The organism is Paenibacillus konkukensis (assembly GCF_023523925.1).
GTDB classification, from domain to species: Bacteria; Bacillota; Bacilli; order Paenibacillales; family NBRC-103111; genus Paenibacillus_S; species Paenibacillus_S doosanensis.
Map to the genome: position 1 here is coordinate 3,631,406 of NZ_CP027059.1, position 21,147 is coordinate 3,652,552.

Consider the following 21,147-nt stretch of genomic DNA (forward strand, 5'->3'; position numbering starts at 1 on the left):
AGGATGGCGTCTTATGCAAAAAAATAGAGCATCCGCCGGCGGACACTCCTTGTTGTCGAAATAATGCTTGATTCCATCGAACGAGCCTGTCTTCCCTCGCAATACAAACCCTCGCTTGCCGGGGATTCATTTCTTTCCTATGCCCGCTCATGATATAGTAATAGCAGAATAAGAACCAAGGAATCGGAGCGAAGCCTGTTCATGAATAACCGGAATGGAAAACCCTTTAACACTGCCAAGAAGCCTTACCCTGGAAAAAACACCTCGGCCGGACGCCCTGTACACGCCGCCGGAAGCGGCGAAGACGTCAAATCCGGAGACCGGATTATTGTTACGATCAAGCGGATCGGCATTAACGGAGAAGGCGTTGGATATTACAAAAAAAAGGCGGTCTTTGTCGATGGCGCCCTTCCCGGCGAAGTTGTCAAAGCCCATGTGCTGAAGACAGAAACCAGCTATATGACCGCCAAACTGATCGAAATCGAAAAGCGGTCTCCCGACCGGCAAAAGCCGCCCTGTTCTCTGTTCGAGGAATGCGGGGGCTGCCAGCTTCAGCATATGACGTATCCCGCGCAGCTTCGCGCGAAGGAAGAGCTTGTCCGCGAAGCGTTTCAGCGTTACGCGCGGATCACAGAGCTGCCCTTGCGCCCGATCATCGGCATGGAAAACCCGTGGGGCTACCGCAATAAAGCGCAGCTGCAGGCCGGTTGGCAGCGCGAGCAATTCGTTACGGGCCTGTACGCGTCCGGCAGCCGCCGTCTGGTCGATATTTCCGGCTGTCCGATTCAGCACCCCGCTTTAAATGAAGTCACGAATAAGGTGAAGGCGATTCTCACCGAGCTGAACATTATGCCGTACCAGGAACGAACGCGCAAAGGCACCGTCCGCACGATTGTGACGCGCGTCGGCAAGCAGTCCGGTCAAGTGCAGCTGACGCTGATTACCGCGACCCCTTGGCTGCCGAGCCAAAGCAAGCTGATCGAACGAATCCGCAAACAGCTGCCGATGGTCGCGACGATCGCCCATAACGTGAACGATACGGATACGCCGCTTGTCTTCGGTGACGAAACCCGGATCTTATGGGGCGACGAGCGGCTGGACGAGCAGCTCGGCGAGCTGCGGTTCTCGCTATCGCCGCGCGCCTTCTTCCAGCTTAATCCGGAGCAGACGGTCAAGCTCTACGACGCCGTACGGGAAGCCGCGGCGCTTAGCGGCAAGGAGCTCGTCGTCGACGCCTACTGCGGCACCGGGACGATCGGGCTCTGGCTGGCGCCCCAAGCCAGAGAAGTGCGCGGCATCGAGCTCATCCCCGAGGCGGTGGAGGATGCTCGCCGCAATGCGCGTTTGAGCGGAGCGAACAATGCGGAGTTTATCGTCGGGCATGCGGAGAAGCTGCTGCCCGAATGGGTGAACCGCGGCGTCCGCCCCGACGTGATCGTCGTCGACCCGCCGCGCACCGGCTGCGACCGCGCGCTGCTCGGCGCAATCGCAGCCGCCAGGCCCGCACGACTCGTCTATGTGTCGTGCAATCCGTCCACCCTGGCCAAGGATTGCCAGGTGCTGCTCCAAAGCGGCTTCCGGCTGGAATGGATTCAGCCGGTGGATATGTTTCCGCAAACGTCACATGTGGAGTGCTGCACGCTGTTAGTGCGGGAAGACAATTAAATCGGAGATGTATTGGCGGAAAAAGTAAAGAGGGACTGAACGTCCCTCTTTTGACATCAAAAAGCGTTTATATACTGAACATCAACCGCTTGGTTGGGAGAATAAGCAGTGATGAAATGAAAAATGGAGGTAGTATGAATACACGAGCCCGAATTCAAACAGTCTTTTTATATGGTGCTTTCCTATGTTACCTACTTTTTTCATTTAAATTATTGCTCTTATCAAGAGTTTCACTTGCGGATTTGCTAGATAGTCATAACGCTGTAGATAGGTCAATCAATCTCATTCCCTTCCATAGTATAAAGGAATATATATTTGGCAGCTCTGTCACTATAAAAAATTTCGCCTTTGCCAACGTGGGCGGCAATATAATTATCTTTATCCCTCTTGGCACCTATGTGTCATTATTCAAAAACAATAAAAGAGTATTAACCAATCTGTTATTTATTTTCCTAGTGAGTTTGTTGATCGAAATCATTCAGGGGATTTTAGGCATTGGAGCATCAGACATTGATGACATAATTTTAAATGGTTTGGGTGGATTAATTGGTATTTTAGGGTATAAGTTTTTATTATTTGTATTACGAAATGAGAAAAAAGTAAGTACTGCAATCACAATACTGTCTGCTATCGGATTACCTGTTATATTATATTTATTATTTACTCAAGTTTCGCAGCTCAAATTTGGCATTAAAGCCTTGATGTAGCTGGGTAAACCTGAAATCCATTGCTGGACTTGACTTAAAATGGCCGACTTCCCCTGTTTGGTCTTCGTTTGAGTAAGCTCAATGAAAAAGCTGACGATTTGTTGTAACGCGGCTTTCAAATCCAGATCACGGACTTCATCCGAAAACAGAAAAAACAACCCGCCCAAAGAACGTTGATCCTGATGCTCGCGTCGCTCCCATTCCATCACCAGGTAACGAGTGAAAACAAGGGTGGTGTGGCTGATCAACATGTCAAAAGAGCGACCCTGGAACTCGGTTCCCAGCTTCAAATAAGATTTGGTGAACTTGAAGAAAGTTTCAATGCTCCAGCGGATGCCATAAATACGGACAATTTCGGCATCTGCGAGTTCGATATCTGTGCTCAAAATAGTGAGCCATTCTCTACGGCAATTCCGGTTTTGGACGAAAACTAACTTGATAGGCAACCCACAATCGGTTCGGGTAAGAACCGATCCCAAGATCTCCGTTTTGGAGGATCGTGAAAGCTTCACATAGAGTTCTTTCAGAGTCATTCGCTTGTCGTCTAATCGGTAGCGCTGCTTCATGTCTTTGATCATCCCAATGACGTGCAAGCCTTTAGCCATCAAGCTGCGTAGCAAGGGAGCTTGGGTGAACCAGCTATCCATCAAGACGAAATCGGCTGCAAAGCCAGCCTGAATCGCACGGTCCAGCATAGCTACGACCGCATCGGGCTTGCGAGAAAACGCCTCAAGACGCCGCTTGTAGCCTTGCGTACGTTTGGACAACGATTCCTTCATTTCGCAGAAACGGTTGGCTATTTTAGCTGAACTGAGCATGACAAAATCGATGGGAGCAAAACTAAAACCATCCGACCAGCCGAGAGTCAGCATGTTGTACCCGCGTACGAAACGACCTGTCGTGTGGTCATGAACCCGTGCCAACAGTTCAGCCTTTTTACAACGATTCCGCTTCAGGACGGAGTCGTCAACGATGAACGCACGAACTCGTGAAGAGGAAGTAAGGGATTCAAAGTGTTCAATGATTTTCAGGCTAAAGCTATGAAAGAACCGTCTCCAAGCAAAACCGGGATGATTCAAAAAACGATAGACAACATCTTTACCCGGCAGTGAAGAACGGTTGCTTTGGAGTAAACGGGACCAACTTCGTTGCTGGAAAATTAACGTAAAGATAAGCTGGAAGACAGTAAAAGCCGGAAAGCCAAACGATTTACGAATGCCAGCTTGACGGAGAAAGTGTCCTACTTTCAAAGTGGAAAACAGGGCAGAAAAACGTTCTTCACCCTTTTCAGACTGGGAGTTGTGGTGTAACATAAGGTTACGCACCCTTCGGTTTGGAATGGTTATCTGGACAATTTCCATTTTACCAAACATGAAGGGTGTTTTTCTGTCAAGCTTGCTAATTTTTCAAAAGATTTTCAGTAGCAGCAGTATCTAAGCGTGTTTTTCAAGGTGCGAAACTTGAGTTATTTATGGTGAGATTGCACCTCTAAATATTTTTAACGCATAGGCAAGAAGTTCCCCTCAAACTTTACTTTCTCGGGAAATGGCTTGCCCGAGTGCCCAGTCCCAAGGCTCGTTCTTCTTGGCGATACAGATTGATATGTGTATATAATGCTTTGCTTAGCCAACTACCAGAAATGTTTTTAAAATGCATTCACTTTTAAATATATGCGTACTTTTTGTTTAAAAAAAATCAATTCATTACGGAATTATTTCACAATAAACGTATACACTTATTATTACATGGGTACATTTTTTTGCAAAAAGGAGGTGTTGTTTTGCCTAACATGGAAGATATAGATTCTCATTATATAAAACAAGTGTTGTTGAATGCATTCAACCAAGCTGGTCTACGCGAAGAAGATTTTTTCAACCTGGTTCGTCGGAATCCCAATATCAATAAGCTTGACGATCTTATAGCAGCTATTACAGCTGAAGACAAAAGTAAAAAAAATGAGACGATAATCTATCCGGATGTCATAGAGGTTTTTAAAAAATATAATGGGATTGTCACTGCAACCATTCTTAAAAAAAATCATATTAATTACTATCAGCTCAACAAGCTTGAGGAAATGGGTATGATTATCAAACTTAAACGCGGGCTTTACGCTCTTAAAGATATACGTTACATTATTGACGAAATAGTGGAAGCAGCTCTTTTTGTACCTAAAGGCGTCCTTTGCCTATATTCAGCCCTTGCCCATCATGAACTAACTACCTACACTCCAAGTGAATACAATTTTGCAATATCCCGAAAAGAGCGAAAACCTTCACTGCCAGATTACCCACCCATACGGCTATTTTCTTATGATGATGACACCTTTGATATGGGAATTGAAACGATTGATAAGGAAGGGCATGTTATAAGAATATACGATCTGGAGCGAACCATTTGTGATATAGTAAAATATAGAAATAAACTTGACGCAAATGTCGTTAAGGAGAGCTTGAATAATTACTCGTCCAGCAGGAAAAGGAATTATGCCAAGCTGCTTAAATATGCAGGTAAGATGAGAGTAAAGTCTATCCTAACTAATTATCTCGAGGTGCTATAATTGGTCACAAATGTTGCTGCCTCAGTCATCCATAGACTAAAAAACGTTGCTAGAGAGAATAACAAAGCGTTCAACACCATCTCCATCCTTTATTTTCAAGAACGCTTCTTAAAACGCTTATCGATGTCTAATTATAAGGATAATTTCGTCCTCAAGGGTGGATTGTACTTATATTCCGTAACACAATTCAAATCCAGACCAACAAGAGATATGGATTTCTCAGGTTATAAAATCAATAAAGATGCCGCTGTATTGGTCAATATCGTTAGTGCAATATGCCAGTTGCTACCTGATGATGTTGAGGATGGAGTTGTTTTCCACACGGATCGAATCGTTTCTGAAATCATTAAAGAAGATGCAGATTATGAAGGCGTACGGATCAAGATACCTTGCTCACTTGGCCCTATGAGGGAAACATTACAACTCGATATTGGTTTTGGTGATGTGATAGTACCTAGCCCGCAAACCATAGACTTCCCCGTTCTTTTACCTAACATGGTGAGGCCAGAAATATTGGTATACACGAATGATTCTGTTATTGCAGAAAAGCTCGAAGCGATGATATCGCTTTCCGTAGTGAACAGTCGAATGAAAGACTTTTTTGATATCTACACTTTGGCTCGTACCAGCCCGTTTGAAGGGCTTCGCTTGTACGAAGCTGTATCTGCGACATTTAGACAAAGGAACACGCATATTGAAAGAGATCATGTCGTTTTCACAGATGAGTTTTATAAGGATAGACGCAGAATTGTTATGTGGGATGCATTTATTAGGAATTTACAACCGGATTATTCGCCAACTTTCCAAGAAGTTATGGAACTCATTCATACCTTTCTCAAACCGATTTACGATCATGTGCTGGATGAAAATGAGTATTTTGGCAACTGGGATCATCACTCTTTAAGTTGGAATAATCGCCAAACTGCTGCAGCCAGCAAAGGGTGAAGAACTCCCCATTCGATCTGATTCAAGGGAGGACAGCCAATCTTGCGCCCCCAAGGAATTGCAGAACCAGCCGCTCTTCCCAAAGAAGTGCGGCTGGTTTTCCGTCAATCGTATCATAACATTTCATTGATTTAAGTAACCGCTAAGAAAGCCTCTCAGATCTCCCCGCCTTGAGCAGGAACTTATAAGTAATCACCCAATATCTCTGCATGCAAGCCGCGGTTCCCGGTAAAAATCGAGTCACCTTCAAATGTTCGTACGGGACTGCCTCCCATAGACGTTGTCACGGCCTTCACTTCATCCAGGATGACCAGACCAGCCGCTTAATCCCACGGAGAAAGGCGTAAGCAAATAAAACCGTCAAGCCGGCCGCAGGCAACGGCAGCCATTTCCAGAGCGGCCGATCCAATAATTCTCGTGCCCCGTAAATCCCGAATTAAAGAGTGGAACTTCGTGTAATCGCAATATTCGTTCGGAATGAGCCAGAGGCTGTTGATCCCGATCAGCGAATGCTTGACTGACGTATCCTCAAGCGGCTTCAGCTCAGCATCGTTTAAATAAGCGCCTTGTCCCTTAAGGGCATGGAACAGCTCGTCTTTGATCGGATCGTAGATTACGCCTATGACAGGCTGCCCTTTTTCATAGACGGCTACCGACACCGCGAAATTTTCCTTTTGGTGAACGAAGCTTGTCGTTCCATCGATAGGGTCGATTAATCACACGATCTCGTCAGCGGGATGATACGGCGATTCGGCTAACATGCCTTCTTCGCCGATGATGCGGTGATGAGGATACGTTTCTTTTATGTTGCGGATAAAAAATTGTTCGATTTCCCGATCTTTCTCCGTCACCAGATCGGCTTCCGACGTTTTATAATCCACATGCAGCTGCTGTCCCAGGCTGTCGCGCAAATTCCTGCCCGCTTCGAGCGCCCATTCCTTGGCGCTTTCGTACACTGCCTTAAAGTGATCCATACTGAAGCCCCCCGTTTAAAAATACTTATCGATTTCGATCTTCTCAAGGCTGCTGTACACGACATCGGCGCAGGTCAAATTTCGTTCCTCTCCTATTCCGACAGCCAGCATTCCGGCTGATTTGGCCGCTTCCAGCCCCGCCGCGGAATCTTCAAACACGATGCATACGTTATAAGGCAGGTTGAGTCCGTCCGCTCCAAGCATAAATACTTCGGGGTCAGGCTTGGCCTTCGATACGCTGTTGCCGTCGATTACGACGTCAAAATAGGAGGAAATTCCGGTCCGATCCAGGATCATCGGCGCATTTTTGCTTGCTGAGCCAAGAGCAATTTTAATCCCCATCTGTTTCAATTCGCGCAGCAGCTCCAGGGCCCCTGCGAGCAGCTGCGAAGGGTCCATTTTGCTAATATAAGCGGTATACCTCGCATTTTTCTCGGTGGCCATCTCTTCTTTCTCGGACACAGTGAAGCGGTCTTTCATTTGCCCTACTTCCAGCAAAATATCCAGGGAATCCATCCTCGATACGCCCTTAAGTCTTTCGTTGTGCTCCTCCGTAAAGGTAAAGCCCAATTGATCGGCCAGCTCTTTCCATGCCAAGTAGTGATATTTGGCCGTATCGACCAAAACACCGTCCAAATCAAAGATCGCACATTGATATTTCATCCTTTATTGCCTCCATTACTTCAATTCAACCAGAAGCCGGTCCTTCAACAAGCGGTTCTCGCCGTAAATATAAATTTCTTTTTCCGCGCCCTGCAGCAAGATCACCTCAAACGCTTCCCGCTTGACATTGACTTGAATAAGACTATTTTCATAACGCATTTTAAAATCGTAGCTTTCCCAGGCTTCAGGCAATACCGGTGCAAGGAATAGCCCCTTCTCCTTCACGCGCAAGCCGCCGAATCCGTAGACGATCGACATGAAAGTACCGCCCAGATTGGCCGCGTGTATGCCGTCCTTAGTATTTTTATTCGTATTGAAAAGGTCCAGCTTGGACGATTCTCCGAAATATTCGTACGCCTTGTCGCGAAGCCCCAGTTTGGAGGCCATGATGCTGAAAATGCAAGTAGAAAGCGAAGAATCGTGAGTCGTCACTTTCTCGTAGTAATCGAAGGAATTGCGGATCGTGCTCAGCTCCTGAGCATCCTCCAGTATAAAATGCGCGAGCACCGTATCCGGCTGCTTGCACACCTGATACCGGGGCAGCCTCGCCGCAAATGCCTAAGAGCGGGAATTGACTCAAAGAATGCTATTGACAGGTATTATTTGGAAGTGATATGCTGATCCAAATTCAAATACGTTAAGCGCAATGATTGGGAGTACTAAGGAAACCTATTGTTCAGAGAACTGTCGTTTCGGTGCGAGACAGCCAATAGCTTCCCCAACTCACCCATGAGCGGTAAGGCTGAATCCAGTAGGCCTTAACGGTTAACCTCCGTAATCAGGTTCTAAGACGGTTCGTTTCTGTACTGAAGACGACGAATCAAGAAGAGTGGTACCGCGAAGGAAAACCTATCGCCTCTTTGCAGGCAATAGGCTTTTTTTATTTCATTTTGGACAAAAAATTATACTAAGGCAGGTGTTATCGGATGGAAAACGTAATCGATTACTACTCCCGTTTTGACGAGTGGGGCCGGCTGGATAGGGAACCGCTGGAGTTCATCATTAACTGGCATTACATGAAACAATACTTACCTCCCCATGGTCATGTACTGGATAATGGAGCAGGACCGGGCAAATATTCAATGGAATTGGCGAAACTGGGATTTCACGTGACTCTTTCTGATTTAACGCCTAGACTGGTTGAAATGGCCAAGGAAAAAGCAGCCGAACTAGGCTTGGCGGAACGCTTTAACGGCTTTCATACATTAAATGCTGTGCGTTTGGAGGGATTGCCCGCCGAGGCGTTCGATGCTTCTTTGATGCTGGGCCCTCTTTACCACTTGCAAAAAGAAGAAGAACGGATCAATGCAGTAAAAGAATTGTTCCGCGTTACCAAAAAGGGAGGTATTATTTTTGCCTCCTTCCAAAGCAGGATGAGAATGACCGTTACTTCTCTGCAATACCCGCGGCATTGGAAGCCCCATGACACTATGGATTCGATTAAAGCATTCCGCGATACTGGGGTTTTTAACCATGTAGATCAGGGGCGGTTTACAGGAGCCTATTACTTCAATATCCATGATATTAAGCCTTTTATGGAATGTAACGGATTTGAAACGGTGGATTTGATCGGTTCTTCTAGCATCGGCGGGTTGATAAGTCATGAACAGAGGCAGTATTGGGAAGAAAAAGGTGAATCTCAGCAGATGACGAGCTTGCTTATTGAACTCGCTAAGGACCCTTCCGTCTTGGGGATATCCTCTCACTTGTTGTATATCGGCAGAAGGATATAAAGGCTGTACAAATCATACTCAACGATTTTAGGAGGAACGTAGCGATGAGCGATCTTCTGCAAGTAAGAGTAACCGGGGTATTGGTTGAAAACAACAGCATTTTATTGGTCAAACAGAACGTATCGTCCGACCGCAAATGGTCCTTGCCAGGAGGAAGAGTAGAACAAGGCGAGACGCTCGAAGAAGCGATTGTAAGAGAAATCGAAGAAGAAACGGGGCTTGCCGTTTCAGTGTCCAAATTATTGTACCTATGCGACAAACCCGATGCTTCGCCTTCACTACTGCATATAACCTTCTTACTCGAAAGAACAGGCGGGGAACTGCGCCTCCCCTCGAACGAATTCGACCGTAACCCTATAAGCGATGTAGCTATGGTTCCGATTCATGACCTTGTAGCCTACGGATTTTCCGAGACATTCATGACGATAGTCCAGAACGGCTTTCCTGAGTTGGGAAGCTACAAAGGCTTAAAGAGCAGCATCGGCTTGTAACCTCGGTGGTGAAATCATCGGGACAGCTTGAAGAAATACCGTCCGTCTGTCCCCCGCCGCGTATAAATAGATGAGAAAAAAGCAGCCCATCCTTGGTCGAGGATAGGCTGCTGCTTCATTTACGATTATTCTTCCCCGCTTCCCTGTCTTCCCGCATAATGAGGCTCGCCCGGATCGAGATCGATGACGACGCGCCGCGGGGCAGCCAGAGCATATTGATGCTCGCAGCGCCAGCGCATATCCTCGGTAAAGCCGATCGTCTCCCCATCGCTGATCACATCGCCTTGGTTAAACAAGTAATACCCGATATCCGTCAAAACCCCGGCCACTTCGTTCGGTGCAAGGTCGTAGAAATGGCACTGAACGTCCGGAATGCCGAGAGCGGCTAGCCCGATCGTATCCATCAAGCCTTCATGGCGGTCGCTTCCCGTTCCTTTTACATTGTAGAAGCGAACGTTCATGGCTCCATACAAGCCGGCTCCCTGTTCAATAGCGGCTAGGTATGCCCCGGGCTCGACCAGCTTATCGCTTTCACGGAAATAGAGCGCATCGCACGGAGCGGTCTCCAATATGGCCCGCAGCGCGCCGGTAAACAGCTCCAGCCTCGATTTCGGCTCGAGTCCGGATGCCATCATATCGATGAGCAGCAGCGAGTGGCGGCATTCCTGCAGCGTCTGCTCCGCTTCCCCCCAATGCCATGCTTGCTGAATGGCCGTCGCATATTCCGAAACCGGGCGATGCTCCATATCCGTCAAGCTGGTTTGGGCGGGCATGTCCCCTTCCTGGTAATGGACATTGTAGTTTAGATGAAAGAAATGCAGCAAATCCTTGCCCGCTTCTTCATTCGCTTCCCATACGGCGAGCTTCGCTTCAGACTCCTGTCTCCCCGGCTGCTCCAGTTTGCCTGTGTAACGTTCCATGTTCGCATACAGCAGCTCCCGATCCAGCCGAGGCCGCTCCTTATATTTCAGTTCAACCGAATAAACCCTTGCAAACCCGAACTCTTTTTCCTCGTCAAGCAGTTCCTGCGTATCCAGCGCTCTCTCCTCCATTCATGCGTTTTCTTTTGTCAGCTTGAATATAACGAACAATAGGTACGGTCAAAACGTCCGGCCAGCAAGTCCTCCTTGCGGATAAAAAAATGAAGCACGCCGGCGTCCCACCAGCAAAACCCGATCTCGTTATCCGACTCGACTTCAAGAAGCATTAAAGTATCCTCGATTTCCCGCTTCGCTCGGCGCTCGTCGCCGCCCAGCTGAGCGGTGATTCGCTCAAGCGCCCGCGCTTTGCTGTAATCGTAATGCTGGCCTGTCAGCAGCATGAGGGCCGCTTGATATTCGCTGTCGTCATGCTGTCCGTCCGGATAACCGAATAACCGGGCGACATCCCCGCTTCGGCTTTCCGTAATCGCCCAGCCCAGCTCTTCGTAATCCCCGTAATCCGCCGTTTCGCTTTCGACCTGCTCGTAATCGACATAAGCGTAATTGGGCGGCTCCAGCGTAGCTCTCGGCTCTACCCAGTACCCGGAGTAAGTCTCCTCAAGCGCAGTCGTCTCCGGAGAGCGGCGGCAGGCAGCCGAAGCCAGCTCTTCTTCCGCGGAAAAGAGCACGCGATGCTCAATGTCATATGCCGGCTCGTCCACGCCCACGAAAAAATACAGCATCCCGCTTGCCGGCAGCAGCGAGGCTTCATCGGCCTTGGCGAGCTCCTGCAAATTCAGCTGCGCTATAAAAGTCATCGGTACGCCGTCTTTGGTCAGCGGCCACTCCGCCTCGGGAGGAAGATCGGGATCTCCCCCGATCCTTGAAGCGCATAGCTGCGCCTCGCCGGCCCGTCCGGCTTTGGAGCAGCGGATTCCTTGCCGCGTGTGCTCCAGCAAGTACGGCAAAGCATGCTCGAATTGATGCTCCCGGATCAGCTGCTCCAAGCGATGACGTTGATGTTCGTTCAAATTCATCCTGCTCCCCCTAACGGCTATGAAAGTTTTCCACATATCGGACAATACGTTTATCATACTATGCGCTTTCGCGGCGCTTCCATAGTATCATGTGCCTATAGCTTTTATAGGATAAATATACTAATTCAGCTCAAAATAGTAAGGAATGTCACTAAAGCGCCCGGTTGTACCGGAATTAACGGCAGTAAGAAATTGAGGCTCTGCCACCGAATACCGAGCATCGTTTACCCAACGTTGAACGCTGTTGAAATAGGTCGATTTTACATATTGGCGATTTCGTTATACTATATTTAGGGATAAAAATGCGGGCGGAGCCGTTGGCTCATTTTTGCAAGACATTGGGATATACTAACTTTCATGATGATGTAACCCGTCACTCCTATGAGGATGGGGCTTTTACCTGCTCAGAAAGGATGAGAAAATTTTGGACAAGCATCTGAGCGCAAAAGATCAGAAAATGCTGTTGAATGCTTTGGGAAAATTGAAAGAAACACAGGAAATCGCGGAAGCCAAGGAAGAAGAAAAGCGCTGGAGCCCCATTGAGGTTCCGCTTCGTTTGGCCGACCATCTGGCGACGCTGACCAAGGCGGATCTTACCGCCATTCGGGTCAATCTGGACATTAAAGGCGCCAGCTCGCTGAAGAAACAGGATTTGTGCGACAAGCTGTCCGAGCAGATTCCGGCTCTGCTGCCAAATCCGCTTGCCGCATGGGACGAGACGCGTCATCAAGTGATGCAGTATCTTGCCGCCAATGATGGCCGCGCTTACCTGCCGCTTGGAACGAAACAGCTTCAATATTTCAAGGAACGGGGTCTTATTTTCACGGGAACCTGGAACGGAGAAAAGACGCTGGTCATGCCGCAGGAAGTGCTGGAGGCGTATCGCGCGCTCGAGCTTTCCTCTTACCGGGAGGCCAGCCGCAGAAATACGGAATGGATCAAGCTGACTCAGGGTCTGCTGTTTTACTACGGTACGCTGGATCTCGGCAGCTTGGAGAAGCTGCTTGAGGAGCATACCGGAGAGTTGCCGCGGCTGAAGGAATATTTGGACGTTATTTTCGATTCGATCTCATTTTATGAAGAAATTAAGCAAGGAGCCGAGGGCTTCTCCAATATTCGCGTCTTCGATCCGGCCAAGGTGAAGGAAGAGCATGCTCTTCGCAGCGAGGTGCCCTTCCGTCCGTTCACCAAAGACGAGCTGATCGCCGCAGGTGAGCCCAACTTTGTCGATGCCAATCCCAGCTATCAAGCGTTCGTAGAACTAATCGACCGCTGTTACTCGATGTCGCGGGAGGAAGCCGCGCACTTGATCGACGAATGCGTCTATGCAATCCGGATCGGCCAAACGCCGAACCAGCTGTTTAACTTTTTGCAGCACCAGCTGGAAATAAAGGACCTGGAAATGGTCAAAGCGATTATGGACCATATCGTCAGACTGCACAATCACACGAGACAATGGGCGCTTAAAGGGTATTATCCGACGGAGCTGTCCGCCCAGCAGAGAGTTCCCGCAGCGAGCGGCCCGGCCGGCAAAGCGGATGTGATCAGCTTCGCAACCCGCAAAAAAGTCGGCCGCAACGATCCTTGTCCGTGCGGCAGCGGCAAAAAATACAAAAAATGCTGCGGAAGCTAGCCGCATGCTTATTTATCCTCTCGGCTCGAAAACCCGTCATTCGGCGGGTTTTCGCCTTTTATCCCCCGAATGCTTCAATTCGAACTCATCCAGCTTCCTGCCGTCGATATCATAGGCTCGGTACGTCAGCGTATCGCCTTGAATGCGGATGCCGGCGAACATTTGCCTTTCATTCTGAAAATGAACCTGATGATAGAAGCGGTCCTCCTTTTTCTTATTCAATTTGGGCCCGGCCGTATTCGGCACGACATAGACCGTCCCTTCGCCCGGCTGAACAATGGCGTCGCCCTTCAATGGGTAAGAACGGGAATATTCATGATTATGTCCCTGCAGCACGAGATCGACCCCGAATTCGTCAAAAACAGGCACCCAGCGCTTCACAATCGCTTCATCCTGATTGCCGCCGTAAGGACCGCGGTGCAAAGCGACGATAAGCCATTCCTTGTTAGTACCCCGCAAATCGGCGCGCAGCCATTCGGCCTGCGCCTTCACATTCGACTCCGTGTTCATGACGGCGATATGAACAGGCCCGTAATCGAACGAATACGTCGTGCCTGGAATCGAGCCTTCGGCGCCGTTGTCCGGCACGTTAAAATGCTGCACGAACGCATCCGCATTCTTATCGATTTCATCATGATTGCCCGTTACCGGCATCAACGGGATACGGCCAAGCCATGCTTGCGCCTTGCCGAAGAAGGCATCCCATGCCCCCGCATCCTCGGGCTGCTCCGTCAAATCCCCGTTATGGACGATAAAACGGGCATCGCCAAATAATTCGAACGCTTTGTCCAGCGTCTGTCCCCAAACGGCGAAATCTTCCTCCGTCTCTCCCTGTGAGTCGGCCACATCGAGGAATGTCACTTCATCGGCATCGGCCGGCGCCGTCCGGAACACAGCCGGGTCGCTCCAGCCTCCCGATTCTCCGCTGCCCACGCGATACGTATATTCCGTATCCGGTTCGAGTCCGGTGATATTCGCTTTGTGCACGCCTTGCTTCTCTCCGCTCCCGTTTCGGACCGTGTCCGTCGTGCCTTTAACCGCAGTAACATCTTTGCCCTCAAAAGTAACATCGGCCTTGCCGCCCTTCACCCATTGGACGACGGACGCAGCCTGACTGTCCTTGGTTTGCCAAGTGATCGCGCGGCTCGTTGCCGCATCGGTTTTGAACGTTGTGACGATCGCTTTCGGCTCCAGCGGAGAACCGGCCGCCGCTCCCTGGCTTCCTCCTCTCGCTTTCCACAGCTCCAACCCTCCGAACACGGCTACGCATACGATCAGCAGCCCCCACAGCAGGCAGCTTTTTTTATCCGGCATATCTCGTACCTCCTTGCCCTCCATCCTGCCCTTTTCCGTTGTTAACCAGCTTAGCCATTCGGCTTGTAAAAGTCAAAATTCAGCGGGCGGCTCGTCCGCTTACGGCGCTTGCAAACTTTCAGCGCTCATTCAGTGTCCGCTAAGGGAACGTTTAGGTACGTATTGTAAAGTAATTGTAAAGATCGATCAAGCAACAAGAAAGCGAGGTGCTCCCTATGATACCGAATTTAAAATTCAGACATGAGTTGAAATATTACGTTAATTATCACCAATACAATGTGCTGCGGCTGCGGTTCAGACATCTGCTGAAGCAGGACAAACATAGCGGTGAAACCGGCGAATACCATATTCGCAGCTTGTATTTCGACGATATCGACAACAAAGCGCTCCACGAGAAGCTAGGCGGCGTCCGGGACCGCGAGAAATACCGGATACGGATTTACAATTTTTCCGACAAAATCATTCACATGGAGAAGAAGATCAAATTCAACGATTACATCTCCAAGCTGAAGGAGCCTCTGACCCGGGAAATGGCCGATGCGATTGTGGCGGGCCGTTACGAGCCGCTGAACATTCCGGAGAAGCCTCTCCTGCACGAAGTGTACCGGGAAATGAAACAGAAGCTGCTGCGTCCCAAAGTGATCGTCGATTATGTACGGGAAGCGTACGTCGCCGAGTCGGGCAATGTCAGACTCACCTTCGACAAGCAGCTCAAGACGGGGCTTCATTCCGTCGATCTGTTTAATCCCGAGCTCGCGACGGTCAACGCCTTCGATCAGCCGATCATCGTATTCGAGGTCAAGTATGACGAATATTTGCCCGAGTACATTCGCACCGCGATCCAAAATGAAGGCTTGATCCGGCAGTCCAATTCCAAATACGTCATCTGCCGTAAATTTTTAAAATCCAACTCCTGGGAGGATCAATAATATGGATCAATCCACTGCAAATGCAACCGCTACTACGTTTTCCGACATTATTAAAAAATCGGTGCTCAGCAATTTTACGTCCGATATCAGCACAGCCAAAATTTTGCTCACCCTGGCCATCGCCTTTTTGATCGGATTGTTCATCTATACGCTGTATAAGCGCGTGTTCAGCGGGGTGCTGTACTCCAAAAGCTTCAACGTTTCCTTAATCGGGATGACGCTCATTACCGCGCTCGTCATTATCGCCATTAATTCCAATCTCGTGTTATCGCTCGGGATGGTCGGCGCGCTCAGTATCGTCCGTTTCCGGACTCCGATTAAAGACCCTACCGATTTGATCTTCCTGTTCTGGGCGGCCGTAGCCGGCATCGTAACGGGAGCCGGATTTTACTCCTTGGCCGTTATCGGGTCCGTCGTCGTCGGTTTGGTACTGTTTATTTTCATCAAGCAAGCTTCTTTCGAAACGCCGTATCTTCTTGTCGTCAACTGCGATTCCGATGAATCGGAGAAGGCGATCCACGAGAAGCTTGGCAGCTTGGTCAAACGGTTTAATGTGAAGCAAAAAACGATTACGAGCGACAACATCGAAATGACGGTCGAAGTCCGACTGAACGAGAACGAGCCGCGATTCGTCAACGAAATTAAAGCATTGGACGGCGTGCGCAATGCCGTGCTGATCAGCTATAGCGGCGATTACGTATCCCAGTAACAGGTGGTGGCGAAGATGAAATTGAAACCGAAATCGAGATGGCCCCTTATAGCCTGCCTGTGCGCAGCTTTGCTGACCGCCGGGATCTCCGGCTCAATCGTCGCCCAAACTTCCGGGAGCTCGGCCAGCAAGGCCGGCTCCTCCAGCGCTTCGGCGCAGACGGCTGCTCTGGACAGCGAAGTTTTTCCCAAGGACAAGGTCGTCGATGTCAAAATAACAATCAACGAGGACGACTTCCAAAATATGCTGGATAATGCGTCCGCGGAAGAAATGAAGACGGCTTCCGTCGATTATAACGGCGAGCATTTCGATAATGTCGGCATACGGACCAAAGGCAATCTTACCTTAAGAAGCGTAGTCAATATGGACGATTCCGACCGCTACAGCTTCAAGCTCTCTTTCGATGAATATGTGTCCAGCCAAACGCTCCGCGGCATCAGCAAAATTAACCTGAACAACAATTACAGCGACGCGTCGTATATGAGGGAGTTTCTGACCTATGAGCTCGCCGAGGAAATGGGCCTGCCTACGCCTAAATATTCATTTGTCAATGTGTATGTGAACGGCAAGCTGTGGGGATTTTATTTGGCCGTAGAGCAAATCGGCGACGCTTATCTCGAACGCAATTTCGGCAATTCGTACGGAGCGCTGTACAAAGGGGAAAACGGCAACGGCAGCGATCTGAAGTGGATCGACGACAGCCTCTCTTCCTACTCCGGTCTCGTACAGAAGTCCAAGTCTTCGAATAAAAAAGTGCTGATCGATATGCTCGACGAGCTGAATAACGGCACCGATTACGCCAAAGTGCTCAATGTCGAGGAAGCTTTGAAATATATTGCGCTCAATGTCGTGACGGTGAATACGGACAGCTACTTGGGCGGGAATAAACAAAATTATTATTTGTACGAAAACAACGGCATCTTCTCCGTGCTGCCTTGGGACTATAATATGGCCTTCGGCGGATTAGGCAGATCCTCTCTTCTGATCGACGAACCGACGCAGGGAGCGGTGGCCGAACGGCCGCTGATCGCCAAACTGCTCGGTGTCGACGAGTATAAGCAGATGTATCACGATATCATCCAAAAGGCCGTACAAGGCTATCTCGCCCCGGATACGTTCAAAGCGAGAGTTCAGCAGGTCGATGCGATGATCTCCGCCTACGTCAAGCAGGACCCAAGCTCCTTCTACACTTATGAACAGTACGAGAGCGGTGTTGAGCAATTGATTTCAACCAATACGAGTCAAGTGGACAATATATCGCAGCAGCTTGCCGGAACGATCGCCTCTTCGAACGACGGCAACGGCAGCGGCGGAGGCTTCGGGGGCGGAGGACCGGGCGGCCAAGGCGGTATGAACGGTCAGATGCCGGAAGGCGCGGGCTTCCCGGCCGAAGGCGGCAAAGGCAATACCGTTGCGGCCATGGCCTTCAACGGGCCGGACAACGCCCAGGGAGGCCAGCAGGGCCCCCAAGCCCAAGGCAATGCTCAGGGCAATCAAGAGAGCCCTCAAGCCCAAGGCAACGCTCAGGGCAATCAGCAGCAGGGGCAGGGCAACGGCCAAGGCTGGCAAAACCGTCAAGGCGGACCGGGCGGCGGTCAAGGAGGCGGAGGCTTCGGCGGACCGCCAGGAGGTCAAGGACCCGGCCAAGGGCCGAACAGCGCCGCTACGCAAGGCAATACGAGCGAGGCTGTCGCTACAGGCGTTTCGATCATCGTGCTCGGTCTGGCCTGCTTGTTCGTCACGCTGTATAAGCGCAAACGCATCTGAGAAACGAATGGTCACCCGCTCCACTTGCCGATAAACAGGAACAAATCCCCCAAAAGTGACGTGATGCTCTGAAGCTTATTCCGTCCGCATCCAGCCTAGGCTGGATCGGCGTCTAACCCTTCCTCCGGGATCGTTCTATGGTAGACTTTCCTTTCGGGGGAGACCCCCGATATCCACAGGATATTGCTGCGCATCATTTCCTAAACAGCAAAAAAAGCTTATCCTTAGCCGCTCAAGGCTTTGGATAAGCTTTTTTTTTACTCCATTTCAGCGCAGCAAAGAAGCGGCGCTTTCCCGTTTACCAGAAACCGCCGTAAAAGCCGCCGCCGTACGGGCCAAAACCGCCATAGCCGTAACCGCCGTATGGATACCCGCCGTATAAGCCTGCATATGGAGCCGTTCCGATAGCAAGCAGGTCGAACAGCACCAACGGAGCCAAAGCCGACGTTTTTACTTGCTTGCCCTTTTGCGGAGCCAGAATCAACTTGTTGCCGCTAATACGGACAAGCTTGCCGCTGACTTGGGTGCCGTCTTTCTTAAGGGCATAAACGGTTTTGCCGATTAACTTCTGAACATCCTGTTTGCGAACCGCTTTTTGCACGTATGTCCACCTCCATCAATCTCCCTAATGCCTTTGGCATTACGCAATATTGTACGGAGATGAACGAAGGATTGCTTGTTCGGATGCCCCTATTCTCTTAAAGATAGGATAGCGGCCCGGGGGCTTGCGCTTGCGCGTTCTACTTGCGCAGACGCCCGAGTTCCGTCGTAATGGCTTCAATCTCGCTGATGCTGAAATTAGCCTTGCCGGACACCATTTCATAAATATCTCTCAAATCCTCGTACTGCTCATCATTCATCGCCGTTGCCTTCAATGCGGCTCCCGAAGCCATACGAAGCTTCTTTTTTATTTCCTCAATCATAAAATCGGCATTCTCCAACGTATTCGCCGTCAAATCCATTCGCTTTCTCATCCTTTCTACTGCCCGGGCTAGTGCAGCATATACTGATCTAACCCATTGTACCATGTTTTGTAGAGACGCGCGCGCTGTCGTATAATACCAGCATGAAAGATACTTAATCGAAAAGGAGGCGCTTGCATGATTCACACACTTACATTGCAAACGAACCGGCGCGACGAAATGACCGATATAACCGGTCTGATAGGAGAGCTCGTGAAGGAACAACAAACCGAGGAAGGGATGGCGGTCATTTATTGTCCGCATACTACCGCAGGCATTGCCATTAATGAAAACGCCGATCCCGACGTCAAACGCGACGTGCTGATGCGATTAGATGAAGTATATCCGTGGGAGCATCCCAAGTACAGACATGCCGAGGGAAACACAGCCGCGCATTTGAAGGTTATGACCGTGGGCACCTCGCAAACGGTGTTCATTGAGAACGGCCGGCTTGTGCTGGGCCGCTGGCAGGGCATCTACTTCTGCGAATTCGACGGTCCCCGCCGGCGCACGGTGCTGGTCAAACTGTTGCGTGGGTAAGCTGAGGCGCCGGCTGCAGAGCTTGGCATAAGTATTTGACATGCTGGTCGGCCAGCTTCTTCACATCTTCATAAGATTGACGATAGCGGATATTATAAGAAATAAAGCCGTGCATGGACATGAACAAGCTCCAAGGAATGCTGTACATTTTGTGTTCATTGCCCGGCTGTCTGGCGATAACCGCCCGGACGACCGTAGCGAACAGTTCAAGACATTGCGCCTGCTCGGTTCTTGCATAAATTTGCAAATCCGAGTCGTTGATCATAAACATAATCTCATAATGATAAGGGTTCTCCAGACCGAACCGGATAAATTCGAGCATCAGCTTCTCCAGTTGGCCGATGTCGCCCATACGTGTACGGGTGAGCATCTCCTTCTGTCGTTGTAGAAGCATATGGAAATCCTGGTTGACGAGCGCATAGAAAAGTTCGGCTTTTTCTTTAAAATGATAGTATAACGCGCCGTGACTGTACCCCATCGCTTTGGCGATGCTGCGCATCGTTAAAGCATGATACCCGTGTTCGGCGAAAAGCTGCCTCGCTTCCTCCAGTATCCGTTCGCGGCTCAGCTCCTGCGCCACTGCTTTTCTGGCCAACGCGATTCAACTCGCTTTCCTATTTAAATATCTTTCTTACTTCAATAGTTTATCACTTTATTGCTGCAAAGCAAGAGAAAATATGAATTTAATCTTATTGGAATAATATGACAATGGATTTATTTTGTCAGACCGCCCTGGCGACATATATTAGCGCAAAAAAATAGCCATGCCTTTTAAAAGGATGGCGAAAAACGCTGAATGCGCATGCGAAAGCATCTTCCGATCGCTCTTGTCCCCGGATTTCTTGAATGGTTAACCCGTGATACGGTTGAAATCCGCGGACAAAGGCGAACGCTTACGCTGTTCCCGCTTTCTATCGACTATTCGGCCACTTGTTCACCACGCTTCTACTAAAAGCTTGGCTGCTTCGTATGTTCGATATACCGGGACTCTCCGGGAAGGATGACGGCCTGCCCCTGAGTTATATCCGTCATCCAGGCGATGAACCGCTCCGCTTCTCCGTCCAGCGGCAGACAAGTCAGCGTCACCTTATCGGTGAACATCGTCTCTCCCATCAGCATCTCTCGGCCCCGCAGTTCGTTCTCCACTTTGCCGTGCCAGGTGTAATCGATCTCGATAAACACTTCCCGGTGCAGCACCTGGAACACCGGCTCCGCAGCCGCCAATCCGGCTACGGCTCCGTCCGTATAAGCCCGGATCAAGCCCCCGGCCCCGAGCATAATGCCGCCGAAATACCGGGTGACGACAACCGCTACATTTTTAAGCCCCTGGTTTTTGATAACCTCCAGAATCGGTTTGCCGGCCGTACCGCTCGGTTCCCCGTCATCGGATTGCTTCTGAATTTCGTCCCGCTCCCCGATCATATAAGCGGAACAATTGTGGGTAGCCGACCAATGCTCCTTCTTGATGCTCTCGATAAACTGAACCGCTTCCTCTTCGGTAGCTACGGGCCGCGCGTGTCCGATAAACCGCGATTTCTTGATCACAATTTCCGCGACGCCGAATTGCTTCACCGTCTTGTATTGAGCCAGCATGAGCATCC

Annotated in this window: 20 protein-coding genes, 2 pseudogenes and 1 other annotated feature; of the genes and pseudogenes, 11 read left to right on the forward strand and 11 right to left on the reverse strand. The window is 49.8% G+C overall.

Annotated elements, in window-relative coordinates; all coding sequences use genetic code 11:
• The first annotated feature begins 201 nt into the window (after positions 1-201).
• On the forward strand, positions 202-1,665 hold the full coding sequence (rlmD, locus tag SK3146_RS15500) for a 23S rRNA (uracil(1939)-C(5))-methyltransferase RlmD (RefSeq protein WP_249865872.1): 1,464 nt from the start codon (positions 202-204) through the stop codon (positions 1,663-1,665).
• Positions 1,587-2,372, forward strand: a complete 786-nt coding sequence (locus SK3146_RS15505) for a VanZ family protein (RefSeq protein ID WP_249865873.1) — start codon at positions 1,587-1,589, stop codon at positions 2,370-2,372. The genes rlmD and SK3146_RS15505 overlap by 79 nt, the downstream gene beginning before the upstream one ends.
• On the opposite strand, the gene SK3146_RS15510 is transcribed toward SK3146_RS15505, so the two are convergent.
• On the reverse strand, positions 2,330-3,685 hold the full coding sequence (locus tag SK3146_RS15510) for an IS4 family transposase (RefSeq protein ID WP_249866315.1): 1,356 nt from the start codon (positions 3,683-3,685) through the stop codon (positions 2,330-2,332). The two genes, SK3146_RS15505 and SK3146_RS15510, sit on opposite strands and share 43 nt — an antisense overlap.
• A 467-nt stretch (positions 3,686-4,152) precedes the next feature.
• Between SK3146_RS15510 and SK3146_RS15515 the strand changes: the two genes are divergently transcribed.
• Entirely contained in the window at positions 4,153-4,929 is a 777-nt protein-coding gene (locus SK3146_RS15515; RefSeq protein WP_249865874.1) for a type IV toxin-antitoxin system AbiEi family antitoxin domain-containing protein, read from the forward strand.
• The gene (locus SK3146_RS15520) at positions 4,930-5,874 is read left to right on the forward strand and encodes a nucleotidyl transferase AbiEii/AbiGii toxin family protein (RefSeq protein WP_249865875.1); all 945 of its coding nucleotides are present in this window, start codon (positions 4,930-4,932) and stop codon (positions 5,872-5,874) included.
• Positions 5,875-6,197: 323 nt separating this feature from the next.
• On the opposite strand, the pseudogene SK3146_RS15525 reads toward SK3146_RS15520, so the two are convergent.
• The 3 genes and pseudogenes from SK3146_RS15525 to SK3146_RS15535 all read right to left on the reverse strand — a co-directional run.
• Positions 6,198-6,848, reverse strand: a pseudogene (locus SK3146_RS15525) (inositol monophosphatase family protein).
• Positions 6,849-6,863: 15 nt separating this feature from the next.
• On the reverse strand, positions 6,864-7,511 hold the full coding sequence (gene pgmB, locus SK3146_RS15530; RefSeq protein WP_249865876.1) for a beta-phosphoglucomutase: 648 nt from the start codon (positions 7,509-7,511) through the stop codon (positions 6,864-6,866).
• A gap of 15 nt (positions 7,512-7,526) precedes the next feature.
• Positions 7,527-8,048: pseudogene (locus tag SK3146_RS15535) on the reverse strand (glycosyl hydrolase family 65 protein); the annotation flags it as partial.
• A 100-nt stretch (positions 8,049-8,148) separates the two neighbouring features.
• Positions 8,149-8,374, forward strand: a binding site (T-box leader).
• A gap of 63 nt (positions 8,375-8,437) precedes the next feature.
• Here SK3146_RS15535 and SK3146_RS15540 point away from each other — a divergent pair.
• Both SK3146_RS15540 and SK3146_RS15545 read left to right on the forward strand, forming a co-directional pair.
• Positions 8,438-9,244 (forward strand): class I SAM-dependent methyltransferase, encoded by an 807-nt coding sequence (locus SK3146_RS15540; protein WP_249865877.1) that lies wholly within the window; start codon positions 8,438-8,440, stop codon positions 9,242-9,244.
• A 44-nt stretch (positions 9,245-9,288) separates the two neighbouring features.
• Positions 9,289-9,735 (forward strand): NUDIX hydrolase, encoded by a 447-nt coding sequence (locus tag SK3146_RS15545; RefSeq protein WP_249865878.1) that lies wholly within the window; start codon positions 9,289-9,291, stop codon positions 9,733-9,735.
• Positions 9,736-9,860: 125 nt separating this feature from the next.
• On the opposite strand, the gene SK3146_RS15550 is transcribed toward SK3146_RS15545, so the two are convergent.
• Together SK3146_RS15550 and SK3146_RS15555 are read right to left on the reverse strand one after the other, a co-directional pair.
• On the reverse strand, positions 9,861-10,787 hold the full coding sequence (locus tag SK3146_RS15550; protein ID WP_249865879.1) for a DUF4261 domain-containing protein: 927 nt from the start codon (positions 10,785-10,787) through the stop codon (positions 9,861-9,863).
• 17 nt (positions 10,788-10,804) lie between these two features.
• Positions 10,805-11,692, reverse strand: coding sequence for a YwqG family protein (locus tag SK3146_RS15555; protein WP_249865880.1), 888 nt, complete (start codon positions 11,690-11,692; stop codon positions 10,805-10,807).
• 424 nt (positions 11,693-12,116) lie between these two features.
• On the opposite strand from SK3146_RS15555, the gene SK3146_RS15560 reads away from it, so the two are divergent.
• Complete coding sequence (locus SK3146_RS15560; protein ID WP_249865881.1) at positions 12,117-13,325, forward strand: YecA family protein; 1,209 nt, start codon at positions 12,117-12,119, stop codon at positions 13,323-13,325.
• Positions 13,326-13,361: 36 nt separating this feature from the next.
• On the opposite strand, the gene SK3146_RS15565 is transcribed toward SK3146_RS15560, so the two are convergent.
• Positions 13,362-14,639, reverse strand: a complete 1,278-nt coding sequence (locus SK3146_RS15565; protein WP_249865882.1) for a purple acid phosphatase family protein — start codon at positions 14,637-14,639, stop codon at positions 13,362-13,364.
• A gap of 215 nt (positions 14,640-14,854) precedes the next feature.
• On the opposite strand from SK3146_RS15565, the gene SK3146_RS15570 reads away from it, so the two are divergent.
• From SK3146_RS15570 to SK3146_RS15580, 3 genes are read left to right on the forward strand one after another with little or no spacing between them, the layout of a single operon-like run.
• Positions 14,855-15,568: a polyphosphate polymerase domain-containing protein gene (locus SK3146_RS15570; RefSeq protein WP_249865883.1), complete on the forward strand. Its 714-nt coding sequence runs from the start codon at positions 14,855-14,857 to the stop codon at positions 15,566-15,568.
• Between the two features lies 1 nt (position 15,569).
• The gene (locus SK3146_RS15575; protein WP_249865884.1) at positions 15,570-16,277 is read left to right on the forward strand and encodes a DUF4956 domain-containing protein; all 708 of its coding nucleotides are present in this window, start codon (positions 15,570-15,572) and stop codon (positions 16,275-16,277) included.
• Between the two features lie 15 nt (positions 16,278-16,292).
• Entirely contained in the window at positions 16,293-18,044 is a 1,752-nt protein-coding gene (locus tag SK3146_RS15580; RefSeq protein ID WP_249865885.1) for a CotH kinase family protein, read from the forward strand.
• A 298-nt stretch (positions 18,045-18,342) separates the two neighbouring features.
• On the opposite strand, the gene SK3146_RS15585 is transcribed toward SK3146_RS15580, so the two are convergent.
• Entirely contained in the window at positions 18,343-18,645 is a 303-nt protein-coding gene (locus SK3146_RS15585) for a hypothetical protein (RefSeq protein WP_249865886.1), read from the reverse strand.
• A gap of 139 nt (positions 18,646-18,784) precedes the next feature.
• Positions 18,785-19,006 carry a DUF1128 domain-containing protein gene (locus SK3146_RS15590; protein WP_249865887.1) on the reverse strand — a complete coding sequence of 74 codons (222 nt, stop codon included), beginning with the start codon at positions 19,004-19,006 and terminating at the stop codon, positions 18,785-18,787.
• A gap of 138 nt (positions 19,007-19,144) precedes the next feature.
• Between SK3146_RS15590 and SK3146_RS15595 the strand changes: the two genes are divergently transcribed.
• Positions 19,145-19,546: a secondary thiamine-phosphate synthase enzyme YjbQ gene (locus tag SK3146_RS15595; protein ID WP_249865888.1), complete on the forward strand. Its 402-nt coding sequence runs from the start codon at positions 19,145-19,147 to the stop codon at positions 19,544-19,546.
• Here the strand turns inward: SK3146_RS15595 and SK3146_RS15600 are convergent.
• Both SK3146_RS15600 and SK3146_RS15605 read right to left on the reverse strand, forming a co-directional pair.
• Entirely contained in the window at positions 19,527-20,141 is a 615-nt protein-coding gene (locus tag SK3146_RS15600) for a TetR/AcrR family transcriptional regulator (protein WP_249865889.1), read from the reverse strand. The genes SK3146_RS15595 and SK3146_RS15600 overlap by 20 nt on opposite strands.
• Positions 20,142-20,494: 353 nt before the next feature.
• Positions 20,495-21,139, reverse strand: coding sequence for a YigZ family protein (locus tag SK3146_RS15605; RefSeq protein WP_249865890.1), 645 nt, complete (start codon positions 21,137-21,139; stop codon positions 20,495-20,497).
• Positions 21,140-21,147 lie beyond the last annotated feature (8 nt).